Here is a 26509-nt window from a genome sequence, read left to right on the forward strand (position 1 = left end):
AGATGAATGCGTATCGCATTGAAAAGGCCCGGTTTTTGCAGGGGAAGAATGGCCGCATGTGAGAGCCTGTTCAGGTGTCGCGCAGCCAGGCGGCGGCGCGCTCGGCAATCATGATCGTGGGCGCGTTGGTGTTGCCGCTGACGAGGGTGGGCATGACCGAGGCGTCGACCACGCGCAGACTGCGCACGCCGTGCACGCGCAGCTGGGGGTCGACCACGGCATCGGCGTACTGGCCCATCGCGCAGGTACCGACCGGGTGGTAGATGGTTTCCGCCTTGGCGCGGATGAAGGCGTCCAGCGCGGCGTCGTCCAGGTCGGTGCGGGCGGGAAAGATCGGTGCGCCGCGCCAGCGGTCGAAGGCGGGCTGGGCGAGGATCTGCTGCGACATGCGCACGCAGTGCCGCATCATCGCGAGGTCGTGGCCGTCGGCATCGCCCAAATAGTTGGGTTCGATCCTGGGGGGCGAGGTGGGGTCGCCATCGCGCAGGTGGATGCGGCCGCGGCTGCGCGGGTGCAGCGCGCAGGCATGCAGGGTGTAGCCGTCGCCGGGCAGGCGGTGGCGGCCGTGGTCGTCGAGCATGGCCGGCACGAAGTGGAACTGGACGTCGGCACCGGCGTCGGGGGCGAGCGGCGAGCGGGCGAAGCCGCCGGCTTCGGCGATGTTGCTGGTGCCGGCGCCACGATGCCCGCGCAGGAAGTAGTCGAAGGCGATGCGGGCCTGGTTGCTGCGGTCGTAGCTGACCCCGGGATGGGTGTGCACGAGGGTGCAGATGTCCAGATGATCCTGCAGGTTGCCACCGACGCCGGGCAGGTCGACGCGGGTGCTGATGCCGTGCGCGCGCAGCTGGCGATGGGGACCGATGCCGGACAGCATGAGCAGGTGTGGCGAGTGGATCACACCGGCGCTGAGGATGACCTCGCGCGAGGCCAGGGCGTGCCGGTGCGCGCCACGCTGGTGGAAGTACACCCCGGTGGCGGTGTCGCCCTGGAAGCTCAGTGCGCGCGCCCGTGCGCCGGTCAGCACGGTGAGGTTGCGGCGGCCGCGCGCGGGGCGCAGGTAGGCGGTGGCGCTCGAGCAGCGCGCACCGTCGCGTTGGGTGACCTGGTAGAGGCCGACACCGGATTGGCTGGCCCCGTTGAAGTCGGGGTTGCGGGCGTGGCCGGCCTGTACGGCGGCGTCGATGAAGGCGTCGGACAGGGGATTGTGGTGGCGCAGGTCGGCGACGGAGAGCGGGCCTACGTCGCCATGCCATGGGCTGGCACCGCGGCTGTTGGCTTCGCTGTGCAGGAACCAGGGCAGCACCTGGTCCCACGCCCAGCCGGTGGCACCGGCGGCGGCCCAGCGGTCGTAGTCGGCGGGCACGCCGCGCACGTAACACATGGCGTTGATGGCGCTGGAGCCGCCGAGCACCTTGCCGCGCGGCCACCACAGGCGGCGCCCGTCGAGGGCGGGCTGTGGTTCGGTGTACAGGTTCCAGTTGATGCGACGGTTGTTGACCAGGCGGGCGAGGCCGGCGGGCATGTGGATGAAGGGGTTGCGGTCGCGCGGGCCGGCTTCGAGCAGCAGGACGCGGCAGTGCGGGTCGGCGCTGAGCCGGTTGGCCAGGACGCAGCCGGCCGATCCGGCGCCGACGATGATGTAGTCGTACATGCCCACTCCCCAACGGTGATCGGGCCAGCATAAGGCACCACTGGCGATGTTGCGGTGCATCGTTTACCGTGCGCGCTTTATCGCCCGGAATGCGCACGCGCCATGACCGCCGTACCTTCGACCGCGCCGACCGGCCTGCGCGCGGCGCTGCGCCAGTCGCCGCCGCTGCTGTGGGCGTGCGTGTACTTCTTCTGCCTGCTCAGCGGGTATTACGTGCTGCGCCCGGTGCGGGAGGCGATGGCGGCGTCGGCGGACCTGCAGGCGGTGTTCCCGCCGGCGTTGATCAGTTGGTTCGCAGGGCGCGGGATCGCGCTGCAGGACTTCGTGCTGCAGGTGCTGTTCACAGGGGTGTTCGTGATCATGGTGATCCTGCAGCCGCTGTACGGGGCGCTGGTGAGCCGTTATCCGCGCCGGGTGTTCCTGCCGCTGGTGTACGGGTTCTTCATTGCGACGCTGCTGGGGTTCTACGTGCTGTTCGACAGCGGGGTGCCGGGGCGGGGGATGCTGTTCTTCTTCTGGGCGGCGGTGTTCAACCTGTTCGCGGTGGCGGTGTTCTGGAGCTTCATGGCGGACGTGTTCTCGAATGTGCAGGCGCGGGCGTTCTACGGGTACATCGGGGCGGCGGGGACGATCGGGGCATTCCTGGGGCCGACGCTGACGTCGACGTTGGTGCAGCGGGTGGGGATCGCGAACCTGATGCTGGTGTCGGCGGGGTTCCTGTGCATCTGCCTGTTCTGCATCTGGCGGCTGCGCCTGTGGGCGGTGGCGCGCGAGCGGGAACAGCAGCTGGTGTCGGGGGAGACGCCGATGGGCGGGGGCGTGCTGGATGGGCTGAGGCTGATCGCGCGTGAGCCGCTGCTGCGCTGGCTGGCGGTGATGGTGGTGTTCGGGGTGGGGATCGGGACGCTGCTGTACAACGAGCAGGCTTCGATCGTGCGGCGGTTGTATACGGACGCGGCGGCGAGCACGGCGTTCTATTCGCGGATCGATCTGGCGATCAATGCGCTGACGCTGGTGCTGCAGCTGGGGGTGACGCGCTGGTTGTTGTCGCGGTTCGGGATCGCGCCGGCGCTGTTGATTCCGGGCTTTGCGATCATTGCGGGGTTTTCGGTGCTGGCGGCGTCGCCGCTGCCGGTGATGGTGGCGATCGTGCAGGTGCTGACGCGGGCAAGTGAGTTTTCGCTGGCGAAGCCGGCGCGGGAGACGATCTTCACGCGGGTGGACCGGCAGTGGCGCTACAAGGCGGGCGCGGCGATCGACACGGTGGTGTACCGGGCGGGCGACCTGACGTTCGCGTGGGTGCACAAGGGGCTGTCGGTGTTCGGTTCGAGTGCGGTGTTCGCGGGCGGGCTGGTGGTGGCGGGGATCATGACGACGGCGGCGTTCGGGCTGCTGCGCGAAGAAAAGAAGCTGCCGGCGGAGCGGCCGGAGTAAGCTGTTTCCAACTTGTTCGAGGTGTGCGCATGTACTGGACCGCTGTAATCCTGACCCTGGTGGTCGCGCTGTTGCACGTGTACTTCCTGGTGCTGGAGATGTTCCTGTGGACGCGCCCGCTGGGGCTGAAGACGTTCCGCAACACGCCGGAGAAGGCGGAGCTGACGCGGGTGCTGGCGGCCAACCAGGGGCTGTACAACGGCTTCCTGGCGGCAGGCCTGTTCTGGGGTCTGTTCGACCACCTGCCGATGCTGGTGAACTTCATGCTGGGCTGCGTGATCGTGGCGGGCTGCTACGGGGCGTACAGCGTCAACCGGCGGATCTTCTTCATCCAGGCAGTGCCTGCGATCCTCGCCGTGATCGCCTGGCAATTCGTGCCTGCATGATTGCGTGTCGTACGTCCACACCATCCCGGATTGCACACCGTCCGTAGAGCCGGGCTCTGCCCGACTGCTGTTGGATTCAGGCGAACAGCAGCCGTCTGCATGGTTTCCCTGGTCAGGGCCGTCGGGTGCGGGTTTGTGGGGGACGCTGCAAGTACGTCCATGTAAGCTCATCGCCGCATCCATGCGGCTCGTGCCCCCTCAAACCCACCCCCGCCGACCCTCCGATAGTGGGCAGGTGAGTCATCCAAAGGCGGTAGAGCCGGGCTCTGCCCGGCTGCTCTTCCTCACCGCACACGACCCTGTATGGGGGCGGCCGCCGGGTAGCCCCCGGAGGGACGCTAGAAAACATGGATGTTTTCTAGCAGCCTACATGGACGTATTCACGGCGTGTCCCGGAGCGGGGCTGCCCGGCGGCCGCCCCTGCACGTAGCACTGAAGCGCTGCTTTGAGCGGAACAGGCAATCAACCACGCTTCACCGGCGACACCCACATCTCGATCTTCGCTTCAAACACAGCAGTGCCGCCGTCATCGCTGACGACAACCTTCACCGGCAGCCCATACCCCGCCTCCGCCGAGACAATCGGAATCTCCGGCACCGCCACCGCGTGCTGGGTTCCCACCGCCTTGGCGAGGTACTTCACTTCCATCCCTTTCGGGATCCAGCGCATGCCGCGTGGCAGCGAGGCGTCGACCATCAGGCCGGCGGTGAGTTCGGCCAGGTTGCACAGGGCGATCGCGTGCACGGTGCCGATGTGGTTGGTGACCTTGCGCCGGTGGGCGATGCGGCCTTCGCAGCGGCCGGGTTCGAGGCGGGTGATGCGCGGGGCGATGCTGGCGAAGTAAGGGGCTTTGAAGCAGACCGCGCGGGAGAACAGCCACTGGCCGGCCGGCCAGCGTTGCATGCGGTGGTAGAGGGTCAACAGGGGTGCGGCCATGGGTTCGTCCTCAAAAAAAACGGCGGACCGAAGTCCGCCGTTGGGGTGCTGCTGGTGGCGGTTATGCCGCCTGCGACTGGGCGTCCTTGCGTTCGCGGTCGTAGTAGCTGGCCGAACGCAGTTCGTGCGGTTCGAAGTCGTCCACGGTGATGGTGTCCATGGTCAGCGTGCGCAGCTCTTCGAGCAGGGTGCGCTCGTCCTGGGTGATCACGCCTTCGGCCACGGCTTCGTCCAGCTGGGCGGTGAAGTCGAGGGCTTCGATGCCCTTGGTCTTCAGTGCCTTGATGAACTTGCGCTCGACCGGTTCGGCCATGATCGCCTTGGACAGGTAGCTGTTGATGCGGCCACCCGGATTGTTCTCGCACGGGGTCAGGAACACGCCGCTGGCGAGGCGGTCGCGGGCTTCGTTGGGCGCCATCAGCAGGGCGGCCACGCGGTGGCCCAGGCGGTCGCCGGGGGCTTCGGCGCGGCGGCCGAACGGGAAGATCAGCAGCCACATCAGCCAGCCGATCGGGCGGATCGGGAAGTTGCGCAGGGCAGCCGACAGCGACTCTTCGATCTTGTGCACGCTGTCATGGAAGGCCCAGGCCAGCAGCGGCTGGTCGGCCGCCGGTGCGCCTTCGTCGTGGTAACGCTTGAGCATGGCGCTGGTCATGTACACGTGGCTCAGCACGTCGCCCAAGCGGCCGGACAGCGATTCCTTGAACTTGAGCTTGCCGCCCAGGGTCATCATCGAGATGTCGGCCATCAGCGCGAGGTTGGCCGAATAGCGGTCCAGCTTGCGGAAGTAACGGCGGGTGTAGGCGTCGCCCGGCGCGGCGCCGAAGCGGGCACCGGTCAGGCCGAGCCAGAACGAGCGGACCGCGTTGGAGATGCCGAAGCGGATGTGGCCGAACAGGCTGCGGTCGAAAGACTGCAGGCCGGCCTTGGTGTCCGGGTCCTGCGCGGCCTTCATTTCCTGCAGCACCCACGGGTGGCAGAGGATCGCACCCTGGCCGAAGATCAGCAGGCTGCGGGTCATGATGTTGGCGCCTTCCACGGTGATCGCGATCGGCGCGGCCTGCCAGCTGCGGCCGGCGAAGTTGCGCGGCCCGAGGATGATGCCCTTGCCGCCGATCACGTCCATGACGTCGGAGATCACTTCACGGCTCATGGTGGTGCAGTGGTACTTGGCGATGGCCGACGGCACCGAGGGCACGTCGCCGCGATCCACCGCAGCTGCGGTGGCCTGGCACAGCGCGCTGATCGCGTAGGCCTTGCCGCCGATGCGCGCGAGGGCTTCTTCCACGCCCTCGAAACGGCCGACCGAGAGGCCGAACTGCTTGCGGATGCGGGCGTAGGCACCGGTGACCACCGCGCCGGCCTTGGCACCGCCGCTGGCGGTGGAGGGCAGGGTGATCGAGCGGCCGACGGCGAGGCACTCGTTGAGCATGTTCCAGCCCTTGCCGGCCATTTCCGCGCCACCGATCAGCTGGGTCAGCGGAATGAAGACCTCCTTGCCGCGGATCGGACCGTTCTGGAAGGTCGAGTTCAGCGGGAAGTGGCGGCGGCCGATTTCAACGCCGGCGGTGTCGCGCGGCAGCAGGCCGAGGGTGATGCCGATGTCGCGGGTCGGGCCAATCAGGCCGTCCGGGTCGTACATGCGGAAGGCCATGCCGATCAGGGTCGCGACCGGGGCCAGGGTGATATAGCGCTTGTCGAAGGTCAGCTTGACGCCGAGCACCTGCTCGCCGTTCCACTCGCCACGGCAGACGATGCCGTAGTCGGGAATCGAGGTCGCGTCCGAACCGGCGAACGGACCGGTCAGGCCGAAGCAGGGCACTTCACGGCCGTCGGCCAGGCGCGGCAGGTACTGGTCCTTCTGTGCCTGGGTGCCGTAATGCACCAGCAGTTCGCCCGGGCCCAGCGAGTTGGGCACGCCGACGGTGGAGCTGACCACGCTCGACACCGAGGCCAGCTTCTGGATCACCTTGTGGTGGGCCAGCGCGCTGAAGCCGAGGCCGCCGTATTCCTTCGGAATGATCATGCCGAAGAACTTGTTCTTCTTGATGAAGGCCCACAGTTCCGGCGGCAGGTCGGCGTAGACGTGGGTGATTTCCCAGTCGTTGACCATCGCGCACAGTTCTTCCACCGGGCCGTCCAGGAAGGCCTGTTCTTCAGCGGTGAGCTGCGGCTTGGGATAGTTGAGCAGCTTGTTCCAGTCCGGGTCGCCGGTGAACAGCTCGCCTTCGAAACCGACCGAACCGGTTTCCAGGGCGATGCGCTCGGTCTGCGACAGCGGCGGCAGCACCTTGCGGAACACCTTCATCATCGGCGCGGTCAGCAGCGGCTTGCGGATGAAGGGCAGCAGCAGCGGCACGGCGATGACGGCGACGATGGCCGCAGCCACGATGGTGGCGGTCTGGTTGACGTAGGGAATGAACCAGCAGGCCGCCAGCAGCGCCAGGCTGGCCAGCGTCCAGGTGATCAGCCGGCCACGGTGGTAGGCGACGACGGCGCCTGCCAGCAGGATGGCAAGGAAGGGGACGACATAGCTCATGAGCGTGCTCCGGTGACGTGCTCGGTTGTGGCGGACAGTGCCACGGCGGAGGCCGAGGGCAACACGTCCAGATAGTCCAACACAGTAGCGGTAAAGGCGTTGTTGTCGTCGCCGGCGACCATGTGGGTGGCCTCCGGCAACTGCACGTGGCGGGCGTGCGGAACCAACGCCAGGAATTCGGCCACCGTTTGCGGGGTGACCAGGGTGCTGCGCCCGCCACTGACCAGCAGCACCGGGCATTTCACCTGGCGCGCCGCTTCGGCAAGCGCGTCCTGGTGCTGTTCGCTGTCGCGCGCCAGCTCGGCGACCAGGCGAGGGTCCCAATGCCAGCGCCAGCGGCCGTGGCCGTCCTCGCGCAGCAGCGCGCGCAGCGAGTCTTCCGACTTGCGCGGGCGGTGCGGCATGTAGGCGGAGATCACGTCGGCGGCCTGTTCCAGCGACGCGAACCCGTCCGGATGCGCGGTCATGAACATCAGGATCTTTTCGACCCCGGCGGTATCCCAGCGCGGGGTGATGTCGACCAGCACCATGGCCGAGAACAGGCCCGGCCAGCGCGCTTCGGCGAGCAGGCCGAACAGGCCACCCATCGAGGCCGCCACCAGCACCGGCGGCTGCGGCTGTTCGCCGGCCAGCACGATCAGGTCATCGGCGAACTGTTCGCCGTGATAGGGCAGGTCGGCCGGGTTCCAGTCCGAATCGCCGTGACCGCGCGCGTCGTAGGCCAGGGTCTGGTAGCCGGCCGCTTCCAGCGACTGCGCGGTGGCGGTCCAGGCGTGCCGGGTCTGGCCGAAGCCATGGGCGAACAGCACGGTGCCGCGACGCCCGGGGGCGCTGCGGGTGGCGGCCAGCACGGTGTCGTGGGCGGCAGTCAGGCGGAGGGTCGGCGTTACCATACCGGCTAGTATGGACCTGCGTTCTGGCCTGTCAATACCGATGGGTATGGTCGAAGTGTGAATTCCACACAAACCGACCCCGGCGTATGGTTAAATCGTCAGCATGAATGAACCTGAAGCTTCCGCCGGCGAGCCCCGTGCCGGCCGCAACAGCCGCCTGAGCGCGGAAGACTGGGCGCAGGCCGCCTTGGACCTGATCGCTGAACAAGGTGTTGGCGCCGTTGCGGTGGAGCCGCTGGCGCGTCGCCTCGGGGTGACCAAAGGCAGTTTCTACTGGCACTTCCCCTCGCGCGATGCGCTGCTGCAGGCCGCGCTGGAGCGCTGGGAACTGTTCGAACAGGAACAGGTGTTCGGCAGCTTGGAAGACGTGCCCGATCCGCGCGCACGCCTGCGCCAGCTGTTCCAGGTGGTGGCGCACGAAGTGCAGCCGCACATCATCTACAGCGAGCTGCTCAAGGCACTGGACCACCCGATGGTGCGGCCGGTGATCGACCGCGTCTCGCACCGTCGCCTGGAATACCTGGTGGCCTCGTTCCGCCAGGCCGGATTGAGCCGCACGGATGCGCAGCACCGTGCGCGGCTGGCCTATGCGGCGTATGTGGGCTTCCTGCAGTTGTCGTTGCAGTTGCAGCAGCCCAAGCCGGCGCGCGAGGATTTCGAAGCGTATGTGGAGCATGTGATCGAGACGCTGATCCCGATCGGGTGAGGCGTTTCGCAGATGAAGAAAAAAGCCGCGAAAGCGGCTTTTTTTGTGTCTGCGAGATCGGATGCGCACGCCATGTCGCACAAAAAACAACGGCCCCTTGCGGGGCCGTTGCTGCGTCAGGTGCTGATCAATGGAGCGATCAGAACTTCTGCTGGTACTTCATGTACACGAAGCGACCGATGTCGTAGCCACCGTAGTACGCGTAGCCCGAGTTCGGGTTGGAGTACGCCGGAGCGGCCCAATGGTCGAACACGTTGTTGGCACCGACGGCCACCGTCGCATTCCACGGCAGGTTGTAAGCCACCTGCAGGTCGTGGAAGGTGTTGGAGCCCAGCTCGTTCTGCGGCGCGATCTGGCCACCGGTATCCGGCGCGGCGTAGTCCGGCAGGGTGCAGCGGTTGGCGAAGAAGCAGCTTTCCTTGACACCGGAGTAGTAACGCGCGGTCCAGGTCACCGACAGGTTGTCCAGCTGCCAGTTGATGGTGGCGTTCGAGCGGATGCGGAAGTTGCCACCGAAGCCATTGTTCTGGCTCGGCGGGTTGTCCGAGTTGTCAGCCTTCAGCTCGTTCTTGGTGACGTAGGTGCTCTGCACCGAGGTGGTGAAGTTGCCGAAGCCGGTTTCGAAGCGGTAGTTGACGTCCCAGTCGAAGCCTTCGGTTTCCTGGTAACCCGCGTTGCGCAGGGCGAACGACAGGTCGGTGATGTTGCCGTTCGCATTACGGGTGAAGCCCACGCAGCGCGACTCGATGCCACGCAGGTAGCAGTCATCCAGCAGGTCGGTCGGGCTGTCGGCAACGATGGTGTTCTCGATGCGGATGTTCCACCAGTCCAGCGAGGTGTTGAAGCCCTGCAGGAACTCCGGGCTCCACACGAAGCCGAAGGTCTTGGACTCCGAGGTTTCCGGGGTCAGGGTCGGGGTCGAACCGGTGACGAACGGCGTGTCGCTGGCTTCGCCCGGGCCCTGGGCCGGACCGCTGCTGGAGGTGTTCGGCTGGCGGAAGCCGGCCGGCACGTCCTGCAGGCAGCGTGCATTACCGGCGGCGGTACCGAAGCTGGTATCGCACGGATCGGTGTAGCTCGGGAAGGTCTGCGAGGTGCCGCGGACCAGCAGCGAGTCGATCGGCTTCCACTTCAGGCCGAACTTGCTGTTGAGCGTGTCACCGAAGGTGTCGTAATCCGAATAACGGGTTGCGGCGGTGAGGGTCAGTTCCTTCGCACCGGTCACGTCCGCCAGGATCGGCAGCTGGAATTCGGCGTAGATTTCATTGAGGTTGTAACCGCCAGCGGTCGGGCCGGCGGCCAGATCGGTGGAGATACCGGTCTGCGCCAGTGCGTCCGGCGAGAACGAACCGCTTTCCTCACGACGCTCCACGCCCACGGCCACGCCCAGGTCACCTGCCGGCAGGGTCAGCAGCGACCCGGCGATGTTGGCGAAGTAGTTCTTGGTGGTGGTGCGCGACAGTGCCTGGCCCGGCTGGTACAGATAAGCCTGCACATCGGGGTCGCCCAGGCTGTTCGGGGCGTCGTAGCCCTGCGGAATCAGCGGATTCCACGGGGTGCACGAGCCCGGACCGAAGCCCAGCGGAATGGCGTCGTCCGGCGTGCCGCACTGGTACTGGCCGTTGGCATTCAGGAACGACGGACCGGTGGCCTGGCCGACGGCGTAGGTGTTCAGGTTACCCGTGCTGATCTGGGTACCCTTGTTCTGGTTGTACAGGTAGCCCGCTTCCCAATCCCAGTAGCGCTCGCCGGTCTGGAACGAACCGCTGAAGGCGCCGGTGAAGCGGGTGGTGGTCAGGCTGTTGAACACTTCGCGCGGCACTTCCCAGCCACGACGGACGTAGTTCACGTCTTCGCCGACCGGATTGAATGCGCTGTCAGCCGACAGCGGGCCGGCCAGCGGATAGTCTTCGCTGAAGAACGGATAGCCGGCGTTCTGCGCGAACGAGTCGCGGTCGGTGTACATCACGCTGGTGTCGAAGCGCACGTTGTCGCTGAATTCGAACGTGCCGTTCATGAACGCCGACTTGCGCTTGATGCCGCTGTAGACGGTCGAAGCACGCGCCGGATTGGAAACGTCGGTACCGTTGGTCGGGCGGAAGCTGGCGAAATCGGTCGGATCCAGGCCCGGCACGTCACGGCGCAGCGTGTAGGTGGCACCGTTGTATTCGAAACGACCCCACTGCGAGGTGCCGGAGAGGCCACCCGGACGGGGCGCGCTCTTCTCGCCGGTCGGGAAGCGGTCCTTGGAGAACCAGCGGTCCTTGGCCCACACCGGATCTTCGTTGGTGTACTCGACACCGGCGGTCAGCGAGCCGCGCTCACCACGGAAGCCCATGATGAAGTCATAGTTTTCGCGCTTGCCGTCGCCCTGGTCCCACTGGCCGATGTAGACGTTGGCTTCGGCGCCTTCGAAGTCCTTGCGGGTGATGATGTTGACCACACCGGCAATGGCGTCGGAGCCGTAGATGGTGGAGGCGCCGTCCTTCAGGATTTCGATGCGCTCGACCATGGCCGAGGGAATCGAGGCAACGTCCTGCAGGCCGTCGTTGGTGATGCCGAGGCGGCGGCCGTCGACCAGGATCAGGGTGCGGTTGGCACCCAGGTTGCGCAGGTCGATGTAGTAACCACCGACCGCTTCACCCGAGCTCAGCGGAGAGGTGCGGCTGATGGCCGGGGAGCCGGCGGCCGGGATGTTCTGCAGGATGTCGGCGACCGACTTGAAGCCCTGCTGTTCGATCTGGGCGCGGCTGATGGTCAGGACCGGCTGGGCGGTTTCCGTATCGACCTGGCGGATGCGCGAACCGGTGACCGAGATGCGGTCAAGGTTCGTGGTGCTGTCGGTAGTTTCCTGGGCCTGCGCAGTGGCGCTGCCGGCCGCGACGACCAGTGCAACGACGACTGCATCACGCAGCTTGTTGGACTTAAAGTTCATTGCTCTCTCTCTCCAAGGGAATCTTGGGTATTCACTGGGGTGTTTGCCCGGGGCGGTGCCAACTGAAGCACCAAAGACCACTAGGCTGACTCGATAGTAACTGCCACTTCGCAAGAATTAAAGTAGCGTTAATGTTGCCTGTGATCTGTGTGAAATTCGGCAAAGTCCTTGTGGATCAATGCCCTGGAGAGGTGGAAAGCGACAGTCATCTCATTTGTTAGTGAAATGTGAGAAAAATAGTTGCAGTTGTTTTGTCACGCTCTGTATCAGGTTGGCGTGTTCAGCGGTCGCCACAACGACAAAGGCGCGCCATGGGCGCGCCTTTCCGGGTCCAGCCTGCGACATGGGCAGGCGGTTACAGGTCCTGTTCGTAGCGGACGTAAGGCACGGTGCCCTCGTCGGTGCTCTCGTTGCGCGGGGCGAACGGATTCTTGCCGCGGGTGATCACGTTCTCTGCGCCCACGGTCAGCTGGCCGCTCCACGGAGTGCGCCAGGTCAGGCCCAGGCCCAGGCCTTCCCACTTGCCGGGCTGGCCGGGCACGTCGACCACGCGGCCGATGATGTTGCCGCTGAAGTTGCCGTAGCCGGCGCCCAGGGTGAGGCTCTTGCTGTCCCAGCGGTCGACCAGCGCGGGCGACATGTCCGACAACGGGACCAGGCGCGCCTTGGCGTAGGTTCCGCCGATGGAGACGAAGCCTTCGCGGCCGATGTTCTTCTGGCCGAAGACGGTGAGGTCGTTCTGCTCGGCGCGCAGCGCTGGCGACTTGTTCGGGCCGGCCAGCCAGGCCGGCAGGGTGTCCTTGCCGGTGCCGGCGGTGATGCCGAGGCGCCCGCCGGGACGGTTGAACGCGGCGGTGCCGGTGACCCGACGGCTCAGGCCGTTGTCATCATCGTCGCCCAGGCTGGCCAGCATGCAATGACTGGCCAGGCCGCTGATGCTGGTGCCCCGGCTGCTGTTGCAGAGCAGGCCCAGCGAGTCGCCCGAGGACAGGCCGAAGGCCGCGTCCAGCGAGCTGCGCCCGAAATGCCAGCGTGCGCCCGCGGCCTGTTCGCCGGTGGGTTCCAGGTAGAGCAGGGCTTCGACCTTGCCGCTGCCCTTGTTCCACACCGGAATCACGGTGCTGTCCTGGCGGGCCTTGGACTGCGCATGCGCGCCCGGGATCGCGGCGAGGGCGATCATCAGGGCCAGCGGTAGACGCAGAAGGGAACGCATGGGAACTCTCAGACAGCAGGTATGAGCACAAGTTCCCGCCGAAGCGGAACACTGATCCTAGGGCGTTTATGATTTCTTAACAAGTAGTGGCTTAACAAGTCTTGGTTCTCCCCAGAACAAAACTCGTGTGACGATTACTGAAGCCGTTCAGGAGCCGGTACGGGAACGGCGGCGTCGTGGAACAGTATGTCGAATTCCGTCAACGGAAAGTGATACTCCCGTCCGCAAAATTCGCAACGGATTTCAACCGCGCCGGTCGGCTCGGCGGCGGCACGGGCTTCTTCCTCACCCAGCGACTGCAGCATGGCCTCGACCCGCTCGCGCGAGCAGGAGCAGGCGAAGCGCAGCGCGCGCTCACCCAGCAGTTCCACCTGCTCCTCATGGAACAGACGGAGCAGCAGGGTGTCCCCGGCCACGTCCAGCAGTTCCTGCTTGCCCAGGGTTTCGAACAGGGCGCTGGCGCGGGTCCAGCCGTCGCTGTCGCCTTCGTCGCCGGGCAGCTTCTGCAGCAGCAGGCCGGCCGCGCGGGTGCCGTCGCTGGCCAGCAGCAGCCGGGTCGGCAGCTGCTCGGACTGGCGGAAATAGTCTTCGAAGGCCTCGTCCAGGGCGGCCGCACCCAGTCCGACCAGGCTCTGGTAGCGCTGCGGCTCGCGCGGGTCCAGGCCCGGGTTCTCGATGGTGACGGCCAGCACGGCGTCGTCGCCCAGCGTGGTCAGGTCGCGCGGGGCGTCGCCCTCATCGGCGAGCTGGACGATCCCGCGCAGGGTGCCAGCGGCGGTGCATTCGGCGAACAGGGCGCGCAGCGGGGAGCTGCTGCGCAGCTGGATCGAGAGGCGGCCGTCGACCTTGGTGTGGCCGGTGAACAGCGCCGAGGCGACGCAGGCCTCGCCCAGCAGCTCGGCGGCGGCCGGCGGGTAGCTGCCGTGCGACAGGATCTCCTGCCAGCTGGCGTCAAGATGGACGTGCACGCCGCGCACACCGGCAGCGGGGAGCAGGAATCGGAGCAGGGAATCGGTCTGGGCGGTCATCGGTCGGTGGCTGCGCTTAAGTAATGGGGGCGTGTTGCCGGATAATGCGCCGACAACCGTGCAAGCAGAGGATGCACCAGTAATGGGGGCAGAGCGCAGCAACCACAAGGCCGAACCGGGCCTGGAACCGTCGCGTCGGCGTCGCTGGCGCTGGAAGTACCTGTTGTGGCTGTCGGTGCTGTTCGTGGCCGGGAGCGTGCTGCAGGTGGCCGTGCTGCGCTTCATCGACCCGCCGTTGTCGACGGTGATGCTGTGGCGCTACGGCGAGGCGCTGGGCCAGCGCGACTGGGGCTTCCGCCTGCATTACCAGTGGCGCGACCTGGACCAGATGGCGCCAAGCCTGCCGATCTCGCTGGTGGCGGCCGAGGACCAGCGCTTCCCGGAGCACAACGGCTTCGACCTGAAGGCGATCGAGAAGGCGCGCGACCACAACGCGCGCGGCGGGCGGCTGCGCGGGGCGAGCACGATCAGTCAGCAGGTGGCCAAGAACCTGTTCCTGTGGCAGGGCCGCAGCTGGGTACGCAAGGGGCTGGAGGTCTGGTACACAGTGCTGATCGAGGCGCTGTGGCCGAAGTCGCGGATCCTGGAGATGTACGCCAACATCGCCGAGTTCGGCGATGGCATCTACGGTGCGCAGGCGGCGTCGCGGCAGTTCTGGAACAAGGACGCCGCAAAGCTGACGCCGGCGGAAAGCGCGAAGCTGGCGGCGGTGCTGCCGGCGCCGCGCCGCTACAATGCGGCGCGACCGGGGCCCTACGTGCAGCGCCGGGCGAACTGGATCCAGCGCCAGGCACGGCAGCTGGGCGGCGATGCCTACCTGCAGGAGGATTGAGCGGCCATGTCCAATGAACGCCTCACCCTGGTGATTGCCGCGCACAACGAGGCGATGGCGCTGCCGCTGCTGCATCCGCGGCTGCGCGAGGTGCTGGATGGGCTGGACGGCATCGAAGGCCGCATCGTGTACGTGGACGACGGCAGCACGGACGCGACCTGGCAGGTGATGCAGGCGCTGGCGGCGGCCGACGACAGCGTCGGGTTGCTGCGCTTGTCGCGCAATTTCGGCAAGGAGGCGGCGCTCACCGCAGGGCTGGATTTCGTCGATGGCGGCGCGGCAATGATTCTCGACGCGGACGGCCAGGATCCGCCGGAACTGATTCCGCAGTTCGTGGCGCTGTGGCGGCAAGGCTACGACAACATCTACGGCACGCGGCAGGAACGCGATGGCGAAACCTGGCTGAAGCGGGGCACGTCGTCGGCGTTCTATCGGGTCATCGGGCGCTTGTCGAAAACGCCGATTCCGGCCGACACGGGCGACTTCCGGCTGCTGTCGCCGCGCGCGCTGGAGGCACTGGGTCAGCTGCGTGAACGCCACCGGTTCATGAAGGGGCTGTTCGGCTGGGTGGGATTCCGGCGCAAGGCACTGCCGTACCACCGCCACGCGCGGATGGTGGGCGACACCAAGTTCGGGTTCTGGAAGCTGTGGAATTTCGCGCTGGAGGGTATCACCAGCTTTTCGACGGCGCCGCTGCGGGCGGCAACCTATCTGGGCCTGCTGACGGCGAGTGCGGCGTTCGTCTTCGGCGCGTGGGTGGTGGTGAAGGCGGCGCTGTACGGCGACCGGGTGGCGGGGTATCCGACGATGATGGCGGTGATCCTGTTCCTGGGCGGGGTACAGCTGATCGCGCTGGGCCTGATCGGCGAATACCTGGGCCGGCTGTACGAGGAATCCAAGCAGCGGCCGCTGTACCTGGTTGACACCTGGCATGCACCGTTCGTGGCAGACTCGGCGGTGCATCCCATCGGTGGAGGGCAGCGAGATGACCACGGTACGACAGCTGTTGGAAGGCAAGTCCCCTGAGGTATTCGCGGTAGGTCCGGAGTCGGCGGTAATCGACGCGATCCGGCTGATGGCCGAAAAAGGAATCGGCGCGGTCGTGGTGATGGACGGCCGCCAGCTGGTCGGCATCCTTTCCGAGCGCGATTATGCGCGGAAGATCGTGCTGCATGATCGTTCGTCAAGCACGACGAAAGTGCGCGACATCATGACTGCGAAGGTGGTGACAGTGGCGCCGTCCGAGCAGGTGGCGCATTGCCTGCAGTTGGTCACCGATTACCGCATCCGCCACCTGCCGGTGGTGGATGGCGGTGGTGTGATCGGTGTGATCTCCATCGGCGATCTGGTGAAGTCGGTGATCGACGAACAGGCCCAGAAGCTGGATCAGTTGCAGCAGTACATCGTTGCTGGGTGAGTTTCCTGCGTAGAGCAGCGTTTCAGTTGCTACGTGCTGGGGCGGCCGCCGGGCAGCCCCGCTCCGAGACACGCCGTGAACCCGTCCATGGGGGCTGCTAGAAAACATCCATGTTTTCTAGCGTCTCTCCGGGGGCTACCCGGCGGCCGCCCCCATACAGGGTCGTGTGCGGTGGGGAAATCAGACACGCATGGCATGTCCCTACGCGGGTGGTCCGTCGGTGTAGTGGGGTTTCCCGTGGCCACCTGCCAACTATCGGAGGGTCGGCGGGGGTGGGTTTGAGGGGGCACGAGCCGCATGGATGCGGCGATGAGCCTACATGGATGTATTTACGGCGTCCCCCACAAACCCGCACCCGACGGCCCTGACCAGGGAACCTTGCACACTGCAGCTGTTCGCCTGAATCCAACAGCAGCTGGGCAGGGCCCGGCTCTACCCGCCCGGATTCAAGAGCAGCCGGGCAGAGCCCGGCGCTACTTCGCGTAGCGGCCGCCGCAGTTCGAGTCTTCGCCTGGACCGGTTTCGATGGTGGCCAACAACGCTGCGGGCGGGGCGATGCTCCCCAGCGTCAGCGCGATCGCGCCACGGATGCCGAGGGCCTTGAAGTCCGGGCGGAACGACGGGTCCTTGAAGGTGCCGCCGATGCGCAGCGGCGAGCGCAGCGCCAGGATGCTGATGTCCTTCGGGCGCGGACGGAGCAGCAGGTCGAGTTTTTCCTGCTTGAGGTCGATGGTGCCTTCGCCCAGTACCAGCGTGTCCGTGGTGTCGAACGCGATCTGCTGCGAGGTCATCAAACCGCGCTGCACGCCGAAGTCGCCCCAGGCGCAGCGCAGCGGGATCTGCCTGTCGCCGGTAAACAGGAACTTCAGCGACTCCGCCACGTCCAGACCCGCAAGCTCCATGATCAGGTTGCCGATATGGCCGCGGCCCATGCCCACCGCCACCTTGCCGTCCGAACTGCCCAGCATCGCCGCGATCGAATTGCCGGTGCCGGCAAGATCGATTTCACCGCTGATCCCGCCCGACGCCTGCTCGGCCAGCTTCGCATCGGGGAACAATCCACCCAGCTGCACCTTGCGGATGCTCGCCTTCAGCTGCGTAGAAATGGTCGGCTTGCGCGCGTCCATCCGGATCGTGCTGCGGATGTCGCCGCCCGCCACGCCGAAATTCAGCGGCTCCAGGCGCAGCAGTCCGTCGTCCAGCTTCAGGTGCGCGTCCATGTCATCCAACGGCAGTTTTGGCGCGTTGATCCGCTGCGCCTTCCACTTCACGTCCGCATCCATCGCGCGCAGCTTGCTCAGGTCGTAGGGCGTATCCGGAAGCACCGTGGGTTTTGCCGCAAGCGCCGCAGCCTCCGCCTTCTGTTCGGCATTGGCTGACTCGCCCGCGCCGGTTTTCGGCGGCGCGCCGACGAAGCCGGCAAGGTCGTCGAAGTCCAGCCGCTTGGATACGAGGTCCGCCTTGAGGAACGGGCGCTCGCCGCCGACCTCGATCTGCGCCGTGCCGCCCAGGTCGCTGTCACCGGCCACGCCGGTGAAATTCTCGTAACGCCACGTATCGTTGTTGCGCTTCAGCCGCCCCTTGAGCCGATAGGGTGGGGTGGACGGAATCGCCAGCCCGATCAGCGGGTACAGGTCCTCCATGTCCTGTCCGCTGAGCGCGAAATCCAGATCAAACGTACGCAGTGCGAACGGATTGGTCAGCGTGCCGCTGGCGATTGCGCGGGTCGCGCCCGCGCGTCCGTCCAGATGAATCCGGAACGGATGGTCGCTGTTGGTCAGTTCCAGCGGCGACTCCGTGTTGCCATCCAGCGTGAATGGGTTGCCTTGCCAGCGTCCCTTGCCATTGACCAGCAACGGCGGGGCGCCGTCTGCCGTGCGCGGCTTGCCACTGTTGAGCGACACCAGGATGTCGGTCTTCCCTGCCGCGTCCAGGAACTTGAGACGACCGTCATCGACCAGCAGGCGCTGCAGCACCGGCGGCTCACCGTCGCTCGGGCCCAGGAAATCCCAGTTGCCGGGCTGGTCCTTGCCCGGCGCCGTTTCCAGCAACAGGTCCGGACGGGTCAGGCGGATTTCCGGAATACGGACCTGGCCACGCAGCAGCGGCCACGCGCGCAGATCGATCTCGGCGCGGTCGGCGCTGGCCATGCGCGGCGTCTTCGACCACTCCGCATTTGCAAACGTCAGCCCATCGGCACGCACCGTCAGTGTGCGCCCCAGGTCCACATCAAGATTGCCGCCAATATGGAACTCGCGCCCGGTCTTGGCCTGCACCGCCCGCTCCACCGGTCCCTTGAACCAGTTCCAGTCCCACAACGCGATGATCAGCAGGATCAGCGCGAACAGGAACACCAGGATGGCCAGCCAGCGTTGCCCGCGTTTACCGGGACGACGCAGGCGCCAGCGCGGGCGGGAAGGGGGCGGCGTAACCTGAGCGGATTCAGTATTCACCCGCGCATGGTTGCCCGCCCATCGTGCACACAACGCGAAGCAGACGTAAGCGTCGTGTCAGCGTAGCCGTTACAGCACCTGTGCCGTCACCGCTACGAAGTGGCAGACAGAGCCGCCGATTACGAACAAGTGCCAGATCGCGTGCGAATACGGGATCGACTCGCGGTGGTAGAAGTAGGTGCCCAGCGTGTACGACAACCCGCCGGCGAACAGCCAGCCCAGCGTCCAGCCGTCGATCGATGACCACATCGGCTTGATCGCCACGATCACCATCCAGCCCATCGCGATATAGATGATCGTCGAGAGCAGCTTGAAGCGGCCGGTGTAGAACAGCTTGAACACCACCCCGAACAGGGCCAGCGCCCAGATCGCGGCGAACAATCCCCAGCCCCACGGACCGCGCAGGCCAACCAGGGTGAACGGGGTGTAGGTGCCGGCGATCAGCAGGTAGATCGCGCAGTGGTCGAACACCTTCAGCCGGCCCTTGGCGACCGGGTGCTGGATGGCGTGGTACAGCGTGGAAGCCGTGTAGAGCAGCAGCAGCGCCACCCCGAACACGATGGCGCTTGCCAGCTGCCAGGCGTCGCCATAGATGGCCGCCAGGGTAATCAGGACCGCGCTGCCGGCCAGCGCGGCAACGGCGCCGAGCCCGTGGGTCAGGGCGCTGGCGATTTCTTCACGTACGGAAGCAACAGAGGTCATGGCGATGATCGTCGCGCGGGGTGGGGGAGCCCGCTCCCCCCTATCATCGCCGCGATGGCGCGCGCGTGCACGCGCCACCGCCGGTGCACCCGGTCAGCCGACCGAAATGCTGTGCGCCGCCTCTCGGGTGGCGGCGAAGCGCACGTCCGGCGCGCGCTCCTGGGCCAGCTGCAGGTTGACCCGGGTCGGGGCCAGGTAGACCAGGTGGCCGGCCGCGTCGATGCTGAGGTTGTTCGCGTTCTTCTCGCGGAACTCTTCCAGCTTCTTCTCGTTGCTGCAGGTCACCCAGCGCGCCGTGGTCACGCTGACCGGCTCGAACACCGCTTCCACGCCGTACTCGTCCTTGAGCCGGTACGCCGCCACGTCGAACTGCAGCACGCCGACCGCGCCCAGGATCAGGTCGTTGCTCATCAGCGGGCGGAAGAACTGGGTGGCGCCTTCCTCGGACAGCTGGGCCAGGCCCTTCTGCAGCTGCTTGAGCTTGAGCGGGTCGCGCAGGCGCGCGCGGCGGAACAGCTCCGGCGCGAAGTTCGGAATGCCGGTGAAGCTCACCGCTTCGCCTTCGGTGAAGGTGTCGCCGATGGAGATGGTGCCGTGGTTGTGGATGCCGATCACATCGCCCGGCCACGCTTCGGCCGCGATCTCACGGTCGCTGGCCATGAACGTCAGCGCATTGGCCAGCTTCATGTCCTTGCCGCTGCGCACGTGGAAGGTCTTCATGCCGGCGGTGAAACGGCCCGAGCAGACCCGCATGAAGGCCACGCGGTCGCGGTGCTGCGGGTCCATGTTGGCCTGGATCTTGAACACGAAGCCGGTCAGCTTGTTTTCCTGCGGCGCGATCACCCGCCCGGTGGTTTCGCGCGGCTGCGGCGGCGGCGCGTGCTCGACGAAGAAGTCCAGCAGCGGCTGCACGCCGAAGTTGTTCACGCCCGAGCCGAAGAACACCGGGGTCTGCTTGCCGGCGCGGTAGGCTTCCAGGTCGAACGGATGGCTGGCGCCCTGCACCAGTTCCAGTTCGTCGCGCAGGTCGGCCAGCATGCGCTCGCCGATCTTCTCGGCCAGCCCCGGCGAGTCGATCGACGGGAAGATGGTCGAGTCCTGTCGGGTGAAGTTGCGGCCCTGCTCGTACAGGTGCACTTCGCCGGAGATCAGGTGCACCACGCCCTTCAGGCGCTGGCCCATGCCGATCGGCCAGGTCACCGGCGCACACCGGATGCCGAGCACGCTTTCCACCTCGTCGAGCAGGTCGATCGGCTCCTTGCCTTCGCGGTCGAGCTTGTTGATGAAGGTCATGATCGGGGTGTCGCGCAGGCGGCACACTTCCATCAGCTTGATGGTGCGCTCTTCCACGCCCTTGGCCACGTCGATCACCATCAGCGCCGAGTCCACCGCGGTCAGCACGCGGTAGGTGTCCTCGCCGAAGTCGGCGTGGCCGGGGGTGTCGAGCAGGTTGACGATCTTGCCTTCGTACGGGAACTGCATCACCGACGAGGTGACCGAGATGCCACGTTCCTTTTCCAGCGCCATCCAGTCGGAGGTGGCGTGGCGGGCGGCCTTGCGGCCCTTCACCGAGCCGGCCATCTGGATCGCACCGCCGAACAGCAGCAGCTTTTCGGTCAGCGTGGTCTTGCCGGCGTCAGGGTGGGAGATGATGGCAAAGGTGCGGCGGCGCGCAGCTTCGGTGGCGACTTCGGACATGGCGGCACGCGCCCGCCCGGGGCGCTATTCAAAGAGACAAGCCCATCAGTATACCGGGCTGCCCGCCTCGGCGGGTCAGGGCGTGGCCGCCTGGCCGGCATCGCCCTGTTCACGGGCGAAGTGCAGCTCGCCCTGTGGGGCCACGATCCGGGCCGGGATCGAGCGCAGCTGCATGCCGACATTGGCCTGGACCACGAAATGCAGGTGCGGGGCGGTACTGAAGCCGGTATTGCCGGACACGCCGATGCGCTGGCCGGCCTCCACCCGCTGGCCGCTGCGCACCAGCACCCCGTTCTCGCGCAGGTGCGCATACACCGCCATGCTGCCGTCTTCGTGCAGGATCCGGATGAAGTTGGCGCGCTCGCGGTCGCGCAGCGGGTCCTGGCCGTTGCCGCTGAAATTGCCCTGGACCTGCATCACCTTGCCGGCGCGGGCGGCCAGCACCGGCGTGCCTTCGGGCAGGGCGAAGTCCACCGCGTCGCGGTTCTCGGCGTCGGCATGGCTGAAACGGCCCTGCGGCGCCTGGGTGACCTGGAAGCGCCTGGCATCGAACGGCAACCGGTAGGCCACGTCCTGCGGCCGTGCGGACGGGTCGCCGGGCACGGCGTCGAGCAGCAGGTCCAGCCGCTGGGCGTCCGGGGGCAGCTGCAGCCGGGCCACCACCCTGTTGGCCGAGCTTGGCAGCACGGTCTGCAGGGGCAGGCCGGGCAGCGCGGGGGCACCGGCGCCCGGGCGCAGGGCCACCTGGACCGGGCCGGCCAGGTGGTTCTCGACCCGGGCCTGCCACTGCGGGGCGCCGCCCTCCAGCGTCAACGAGGCCACCGGGCCGGCTACGGTTCCCTGCGCCGTCGCATCGGCCGTGGGCACCAGGCCCCAGCCCGCGCGCCAGCTGGCCGCCGGGTTGCCGGCTGCAACGGTCACCAGCGGGCACAACAGCAGCGGCAGCAGCAGGATCCGGCGCATGTTCGATCTTCACGGAAAGGTCGGCGGACTCTACATGAGGAAATGCAATATCGCTTCATGCGGATGAAAGGATTGACATCGACCGAAAGCGCTGGCATCGTGGCTCCACCATCGAGACCGGCAGAGGGACAGGCCCTTTGAAGCCGGGGCAGCCCGCAGGCGCGCAAGCGACCTGCGTAGGTGCCAAATCCTGCGGGGACCGTGGCGTCCACCGAAAGATGGTTCGAACCGTGCACGCACCGTGCGCTTCGAACGCGAGCTCCGCGAAAGCTCGATGGCCGTTTTCCTCCTCGGGATACCGCCATGAGTTTCGCCACCGCTGCTGTTGCCACCGAATCCTTCGCCCCCCTGAGCGTTCCGGTCGATGCCGGGCGCAGCGCCGTGCGCGGCGAGATCGCCGCGGTGCTGTCGATGCGCCACGGCGGTGCACGTCCGGTGCGCCTGCGCTACGAACTGGTCGGCCGCGCCGGCGCGCCGGTGGTGGTGCTGGCCGGTGGCATCTCCGCGCATCGCCACGTGGCCGCCAATGCCGAGTTCCCCGAGAAGGGCTGGGCCGAAGGCCTGGTCGCGGCGGGCCGCACGCTGGATCCGGCCGTGCGCCAAGTGCTGGCCTTCGACTTCATCGGCGCCGACGGCGCGCTCGACCTGCCGATCGACACCGCCGACCAGGCCGACGCGCTTGCGCTGTTGCTGGATCACCTTGGCATCGCGCAGCTGCAGAGCTTCGTCGGCTACTCCTATGGCGCGCTGGTCGGGCAGCAGTTTGCCGTGCGCCACCCGCAGCGCCTGGCCCGGCTGGTCGCGGTGAGCGGCGCGCATTGCCCCCATCCGTATGCCGCAGCCTGGCGCGCGCTGCAGCGTCGCGCGGTTGCCCTGGGGCAACTGCAGTGCGCCGAGCACCATGGCCTGGCGCTGGCACGGCAGTTCGCCATGCTCAGCTACCGCACCCCGGAAGAGTTCGGTGAGCGCTTCGACGCGCCGCCGGAAGTGGTCAACGGCCGGGTGCGCGTCGCTGCCGAAGATTACCTGGACGCCGCCGGTGCGCAGTATGTCGCGCGCACGCCGGTGGAAGCCTACCTGCGCCTGTCCGAATCGATCGACCTGCACCGCGTCGACCCCGCCGCGATCGGCGTGCCGACGGTGGTGGTCGCCGTGGAGGGCGACCGCCTGGTACCGCTGGCCGACCTGGTCGGCCTGGTCGAGGGACTGGGCCCGCGCGGCAGCCTGCGCGTACTGCGCTCGCCGTATGGCCACGACGCCTTCCTCAAAGAAACCGATCGCATCGACGCGATCCTCGCCACTGCATTTCGTACCCCGGGAGAAAACGCATGAGCCAGTCCGCCGGTTCCGAACCGTCCTGTAGCCGTGTCACCGCCGCCGTGCGCGCCGGGATCGACCGCGATACCGCGCACGGGGCGGTGACCCCGCCGATCGTGCTGTCGTCGAATTTCAGCTTCGACGGCTTCGGCAACAAGCGCCAGTACGACTACACGCGCAGCGGCAACCCCACCCGCGACCTGCTCGGCGAAGCGCTGGCCGAACTGGAAGGCGGCGCCGGCGGCGTCATCACCTCCACCGGCATGGGCGCGATCAACCTGGTGCTCAACGCGCTGCTGCAGCCGGGCGACACCCTGGTGGTCCCGCACGACGCCTACGGCGGCAGCTGGCGCCTGTTCAACGCGCTGGCGAAGAAGGGCCACTTCACCCTGGTCACCGCCGACCTGACCGACCCGCGTTCGCTGGCCGAGGCACTGGCGCAGTCGCCCACCCTGGTGCTGGTGGAAACCCCGTCCAACCCGCTGCTGCGCATCACCGACCTGCGCTTCGTCATCGACGCCGCGCACCGCGCGGGCGCCAAGGTGGTGGTGGACAACACCTTCCTCTCGCCGGCGCTGCAGCAGCCGATCGCCTTCGGTGCCGACGTGGTGCTGCACTCCACCACCAAGTACATCAACGGCCACAGCGACGTAGTGGGGGGCGCGGTGATCGCGCGTGACCCGGCGCTGCACGAGCAGCTGGTGTGGTGGGCCAACGCGCTGGGCCTGACCGGTTCGCCGTTCGACGCCTTCCTGACCCTGCGCGGCCTGCGCACGCTGGGCGCGCGGCTGCGCGCGCACCAGGAAAACACCGCCGACATCGTGCAGCTGCTCGCCGCCAGCGACGCCGTCGCGCAGGTCTACTACCCGGGGCTGGCCGACCACCCGGGGCATGCCATCGCCGCGCGCCAGCAGAGTGGTTTCGGCGCGATGCTGTCGTTCGAACTGGCCTCGTGCCCCGGCGACGACCCGCACGCGGCGGTGCGCGCCTTCGTTGATGGCCTGCGCTGCTTCACCCTGGCCGAGTCGCTGGGCGGCGTGGAAAGCCTGGTCGCGCACCCGGCCACCATGACCCATGCCGCAATGACCGCCGAAGCGCGCGCGCATGCCGGCATCAGCGAAGGGCTGCTGCGCCTGTCGGTGGGCATCGAAGCCTCCGAAGACCTGGTGGCCGACCTGCAGGCCGGGCTGGAACGTGCCCAGGCGGTGATCGACCGCCAGGTGCAGCTGGCCGAACGCAAACGGGTGGATGCATGAGCGCGGTGCTGCCGTTCGCACGGCCGGCGTCGCGCCGCCTGGCGTTGCTGGGAACCGGGACCGTGGGGACCGCGTTCGTACAGCGCTACCAGTCGCTGCAGTCGCGCGGCATCGACCTGCCGCAGTTCTCCTGGCTGGCCAACTCACGCACCGCACGCGCCTGCGGGCAGCAGCCGGCGCAGGCCCTGCAGCACGCCAACGACGCGGCACGCAACGTACCGGTGCTGCAGCCCTGGGCCGAAGCCGAAGGCCTGCAGCGCGGCGACGTGGTGGTCGATGCCACCGCCAGCGATGACGTGGCCAACTGGCATGAGCAATGGCTGGCGCGTGGCGTGCACGTGGTCACCGCCAACAAGCTGGGGCAGGGCGCACAGCTGGCCCGCGCCCAGGCGATCACCGACAGCGGCCAGGACGGCGGCGCCCATTACGGCGACAGCGCCACCGTGGGCGCCGGCCTGCCGCTGTTGAGCAGCCTGCGTGGGCTGGTCGCCGGCGGCGACCGCATCCATCGGGTCGAAGGCGTGCTGTCCGGTTCGCTGGCGTGGCTGTTCCACCATTACGACGGCCAGCGCGCGTTCTCGGAGTGGGTGCGCGAAGCCGCGGCGGCGGGTTACACCGAACCGGACCCGCGCGTGGACCTGTCCGGCGAAGACGTGCGCCGCAAGCTGCTGATCCTGGCCCGCGCCAGCGGCATCGCGCTGCGCGCCGAGCAGGTGCAGGTCACCTCGCTGGTGCCTGATGCACTGGCGGGGTTGCCGACTGCTGCTGCGATCGAGCAGCTGTCGCTGCTGGACACCCCGTTGCGCGAGCAATGGGAACAGGCGCGCGAGCGAGGCGGTTGCCTGCGTTTCATCGGCGGCTTCGATGCCCAAGGCGCTACCGTCGGCCTGCGCATCATCCCCCGCGACCACCCGCTGGCCGGCGGCGCCCAGACCGACAACCGCGTAGCGATCCACAGCGACCGTTACAACGCCCAACCGTTGTTGATCCAGGGGCCCGGTGCAGGCGCGGACATCACCGCGGCCGCGCTTCTCGACGATGTGCTGACCATCACCCGAGCCCGGTAGAGCCACGCCCTGCGTGGCTGCAGGGCCTGGAGCATCGGACATCGCGCGGCAGCCACGCAGGGCGTGGCTCTACCCACCCGAGCCCCGTTATTTGAGCGCCTTCAACAATGCCGCATTGAACCGTTTCGGATCCTGCACCTGCGGCGAATGTCCCAGGTCGTCGAAGGTCACCAGCGTCGCACCCGGAATCGCGGCTGCAGCGGCCTTGCCCAGCGCCGGGTAATCGCCCAGGGTCGCCTTCAATGCCGGCGGCGCCAGGTCACGGCCGATCGCAGTGCGGTCCTTCTGGCCGATGAACAAGGTGGTCGGCACGCTCAGGTTCGGCAGTTCGTACACCACCGGCTGGTTGAACACCATGTCCGAGGTCAGCGCCTGGCTCCACGCCACCGCCTGCTTGCCGGTACCGGCGTACATGCCGGCCTGCATGCGCGCCCAGTGTTCGTACTCGGGGGTCCAGTCGCCGCCGTAGTACACGTCCAGCTGGTACTTCCTGATGCTGTCGAAGCTGGTCTTCAACTCGTTGGCATACCAGGCATCCACGCTGCGCCACGGCACGCCCTTGGCCTTCCAGTCTTCCAGCCCGATCGGATTGACCAGCGCCAGCGTGCGCAGCTGCTGCGGATACATCAGCGCGAATCGCGCGGCCAGCATGCCGCCCATGGAGTGGCCGACCAGGTTCACCTGGGTGCTGTCGAGATTCAAATGGGCCAGCAACGCTTCGGTATTGGCTGCCAACTGCCCGAACGAATACTGGTACCGCTCCGGCTTGCTGGACTTGCAGAAGCCCACCTGGTCCGGCGCGATCACCCGGTAACCGGCTGCGCTCAGCGCCGTGATCGCGTCGCGCCAGGTACCGGCGCAGAAATTCTTGCCATGCAGCAGCACCACCGTGCCGGCCATCGCGGCGCCCGTGGGCGCCACGTCCAGATAGGCCATTTCCAGCGGCTGGCGCTGCGACTCGAAGCGGAACGTATTGACCGGCCAGCCGTAATCGAATCCCTGCAGGCGTTCGTCGTAGGTCTCGGCAGCGAACGAAGTCAGGGGCAGGCAGGCAAGCAGGGTGGCAGCCAGGATGCGCATGGC

Annotated in this window: 21 protein-coding genes and 1 riboswitch; of the genes, 9 read left to right on the plus strand and 12 right to left on the minus strand. The window is 67.2% G+C overall.

Going from position 1 to position 26509, the window contains the following annotated elements:
• Positions 1–70: 70 nt before the first annotated feature.
• Positions 71–1651 (minus strand): choline dehydrogenase, encoded by a 1581-nt coding sequence (locus C2U58_RS08105; RefSeq protein WP_102945364.1) that lies wholly within the window; start codon positions 1649–1651, stop codon positions 71–73.
• A 102-nt stretch (positions 1652–1753) separates the two neighbouring features.
• On the opposite strand from C2U58_RS08105, the gene C2U58_RS08110 reads away from it, so the two are divergent.
• Together C2U58_RS08110 and C2U58_RS08115 are read left to right on the plus strand one after the other, a co-directional pair.
• The gene (locus C2U58_RS08110; RefSeq protein WP_102945365.1) at positions 1754–3085 is read left to right on the plus strand and encodes an MFS transporter; all 1332 of its coding nucleotides are present in this window, start codon (positions 1754–1756) and stop codon (positions 3083–3085) included.
• Positions 3086–3114: 29 nt separating this feature from the next.
• The gene (locus tag C2U58_RS08115; protein ID WP_070209451.1) at positions 3115–3471 is read left to right on the plus strand and encodes a DUF1304 domain-containing protein; all 357 of its coding nucleotides are present in this window, start codon (positions 3115–3117) and stop codon (positions 3469–3471) included.
• Positions 3472–3933: 462 nt separating this feature from the next.
• On the opposite strand, the gene C2U58_RS08120 is transcribed toward C2U58_RS08115, so the two are convergent.
• The 3 genes from C2U58_RS08120 to C2U58_RS08130 all read right to left on the minus strand — a co-directional run bounded on the left by C2U58_RS08120 (position 3934) and on the right by C2U58_RS08130 (position 7839).
• Entirely contained in the window at positions 3934–4407 is a 474-nt protein-coding gene (locus tag C2U58_RS08120; RefSeq protein WP_102945366.1) for a hotdog fold domain-containing protein, read from the minus strand.
• 61 nt (positions 4408–4468) lie between these two features.
• Positions 4469–6946, minus strand: coding sequence for an acyl-CoA dehydrogenase (locus C2U58_RS08125; protein WP_102945367.1), 2478 nt, complete (start codon positions 6944–6946; stop codon positions 4469–4471).
• A complete protein-coding gene (locus tag C2U58_RS08130; protein ID WP_102945368.1) occupies positions 6943–7839 on the minus strand; it encodes an alpha/beta hydrolase in 897 nt (298 codons plus the stop codon). Before C2U58_RS08130 ends, C2U58_RS08125 begins: the two co-directional genes overlap by 4 nt.
• A gap of 103 nt (positions 7840–7942) precedes the next feature.
• Here C2U58_RS08130 and C2U58_RS08135 point away from each other — a divergent pair, with 103 nt between their 5' ends.
• A complete protein-coding gene (locus C2U58_RS08135; RefSeq protein WP_068853700.1) occupies positions 7943–8545 on the plus strand; it encodes a TetR/AcrR family transcriptional regulator in 603 nt (200 codons plus the stop codon).
• 139 nt (positions 8546–8684) lie between these two features.
• Here the strand turns inward: C2U58_RS08135 and C2U58_RS08140 are convergent, their stop codons facing one another.
• The 3 genes from C2U58_RS08140 to C2U58_RS08150 form a co-directional block, all read right to left on the minus strand.
• Complete coding sequence (locus C2U58_RS08140) at positions 8685–11480, minus strand: TonB-dependent receptor (protein WP_102945369.1); 2796 nt, start codon at positions 11478–11480, stop codon at positions 8685–8687.
• A 355-nt stretch (positions 11481–11835) separates the two neighbouring features.
• Positions 11836–12660, minus strand: coding sequence for a hypothetical protein (locus tag C2U58_RS08145; RefSeq protein ID WP_172448111.1), 825 nt, complete (start codon positions 12658–12660; stop codon positions 11836–11838).
• 167 nt (positions 12661–12827) lie between these two features.
• Entirely contained in the window at positions 12828–13721 is an 894-nt protein-coding gene (locus tag C2U58_RS08150) for an Hsp33 family molecular chaperone HslO (protein WP_102945371.1), read from the minus strand.
• 82 nt (positions 13722–13803) lie between these two features.
• On the opposite strand from C2U58_RS08150, the gene mtgA reads away from it, so the two are divergent.
• The 3 genes from mtgA to C2U58_RS08165 are packed head-to-tail and all read left to right on the plus strand — an operon-like array spanning position 13804 to position 15970.
• Positions 13804–14553 carry a monofunctional biosynthetic peptidoglycan transglycosylase gene (gene mtgA, locus C2U58_RS08155; protein ID WP_102945372.1) on the plus strand — a complete coding sequence of 250 codons (750 nt, stop codon included), beginning with the start codon at positions 13804–13806 and terminating at the stop codon, positions 14551–14553.
• Between the two features lie 6 nt (positions 14554–14559).
• Positions 14560–15579 carry a glycosyltransferase family 2 protein gene (locus C2U58_RS08160; protein ID WP_102945373.1) on the plus strand — a complete coding sequence of 340 codons (1020 nt, stop codon included), beginning with the start codon at positions 14560–14562 and terminating at the stop codon, positions 15577–15579.
• Complete coding sequence (locus C2U58_RS08165; protein ID WP_102945374.1) at positions 15539–15970, plus strand: CBS domain-containing protein; 432 nt, start codon at positions 15539–15541, stop codon at positions 15968–15970. Before C2U58_RS08160 ends, C2U58_RS08165 begins: the two co-directional genes overlap by 41 nt.
• A gap of 473 nt (positions 15971–16443) precedes the next feature.
• On the opposite strand, the gene C2U58_RS08170 is transcribed toward C2U58_RS08165, so the two are convergent.
• The 4 genes from C2U58_RS08170 to C2U58_RS08185 form a co-directional block, all read right to left on the minus strand.
• Positions 16444–18369: an AsmA family protein gene (locus C2U58_RS08170; RefSeq protein WP_172448112.1), complete on the minus strand. Its 1926-nt coding sequence runs from the start codon at positions 18367–18369 to the stop codon at positions 16444–16446.
• Positions 18370–18492: 123 nt separating this feature from the next.
• A complete protein-coding gene (locus tag C2U58_RS08175; RefSeq protein ID WP_102945465.1) occupies positions 18493–19131 on the minus strand; it encodes a hemolysin III family protein in 639 nt (212 codons plus the stop codon).
• An 87-nt stretch (positions 19132–19218) separates the two neighbouring features.
• Entirely contained in the window at positions 19219–20823 is a 1605-nt protein-coding gene (locus tag C2U58_RS08180; protein WP_102945376.1) for a peptide chain release factor 3, read from the minus strand.
• 75 nt (positions 20824–20898) lie between these two features.
• Positions 20899–21786 carry a peptidoglycan DD-metalloendopeptidase family protein gene (locus C2U58_RS08185; RefSeq protein WP_102945377.1) on the minus strand — a complete coding sequence of 296 codons (888 nt, stop codon included), beginning with the start codon at positions 21784–21786 and terminating at the stop codon, positions 20899–20901.
• A gap of 105 nt (positions 21787–21891) precedes the next feature.
• A riboswitch (SAM riboswitch) is annotated at positions 21892–22011 on the plus strand.
• 78 nt (positions 22012–22089) lie between these two features.
• On the opposite strand from C2U58_RS08185, the gene C2U58_RS08190 reads away from it, so the two are divergent.
• Genes C2U58_RS08190 through C2U58_RS08200 form a run of 3 tightly spaced genes read left to right on the plus strand, consistent with a single transcriptional unit; the run spans position 22090 to position 25426 of the window.
• Positions 22090–23118: a homoserine O-succinyltransferase gene (locus tag C2U58_RS08190; protein ID WP_102945378.1), complete on the plus strand. Its 1029-nt coding sequence runs from the start codon at positions 22090–22092 to the stop codon at positions 23116–23118.
• A complete protein-coding gene (locus C2U58_RS08195; RefSeq protein WP_102945379.1) occupies positions 23115–24359 on the plus strand; it encodes an O-succinylhomoserine (thiol)-lyase in 1245 nt (414 codons plus the stop codon). The genes C2U58_RS08190 and C2U58_RS08195 overlap by 4 nt, the downstream gene beginning before the upstream one ends.
• Positions 24356–25426: a homoserine dehydrogenase gene (locus C2U58_RS08200; RefSeq protein ID WP_102945380.1), complete on the plus strand. Its 1071-nt coding sequence runs from the start codon at positions 24356–24358 to the stop codon at positions 25424–25426. Before C2U58_RS08195 ends, C2U58_RS08200 begins: the two co-directional genes overlap by 4 nt.
• An 87-nt stretch (positions 25427–25513) precedes the next feature.
• On the opposite strand, the gene C2U58_RS08205 is transcribed toward C2U58_RS08200, so the two are convergent.
• Positions 25514–26506 carry an alpha/beta hydrolase gene (locus tag C2U58_RS08205; protein ID WP_102945381.1) on the minus strand — a complete coding sequence of 331 codons (993 nt, stop codon included), beginning with the start codon at positions 26504–26506 and terminating at the stop codon, positions 25514–25516.
• Positions 26507–26509: the final 3 nt, after the last annotated feature.

Source organism: Stenotrophomonas sp. VV52, assembly GCF_002893095.1.
Lineage (GTDB): Bacteria > Pseudomonadota > Gammaproteobacteria > Xanthomonadales > Xanthomonadaceae > Stenotrophomonas > Stenotrophomonas aracearum.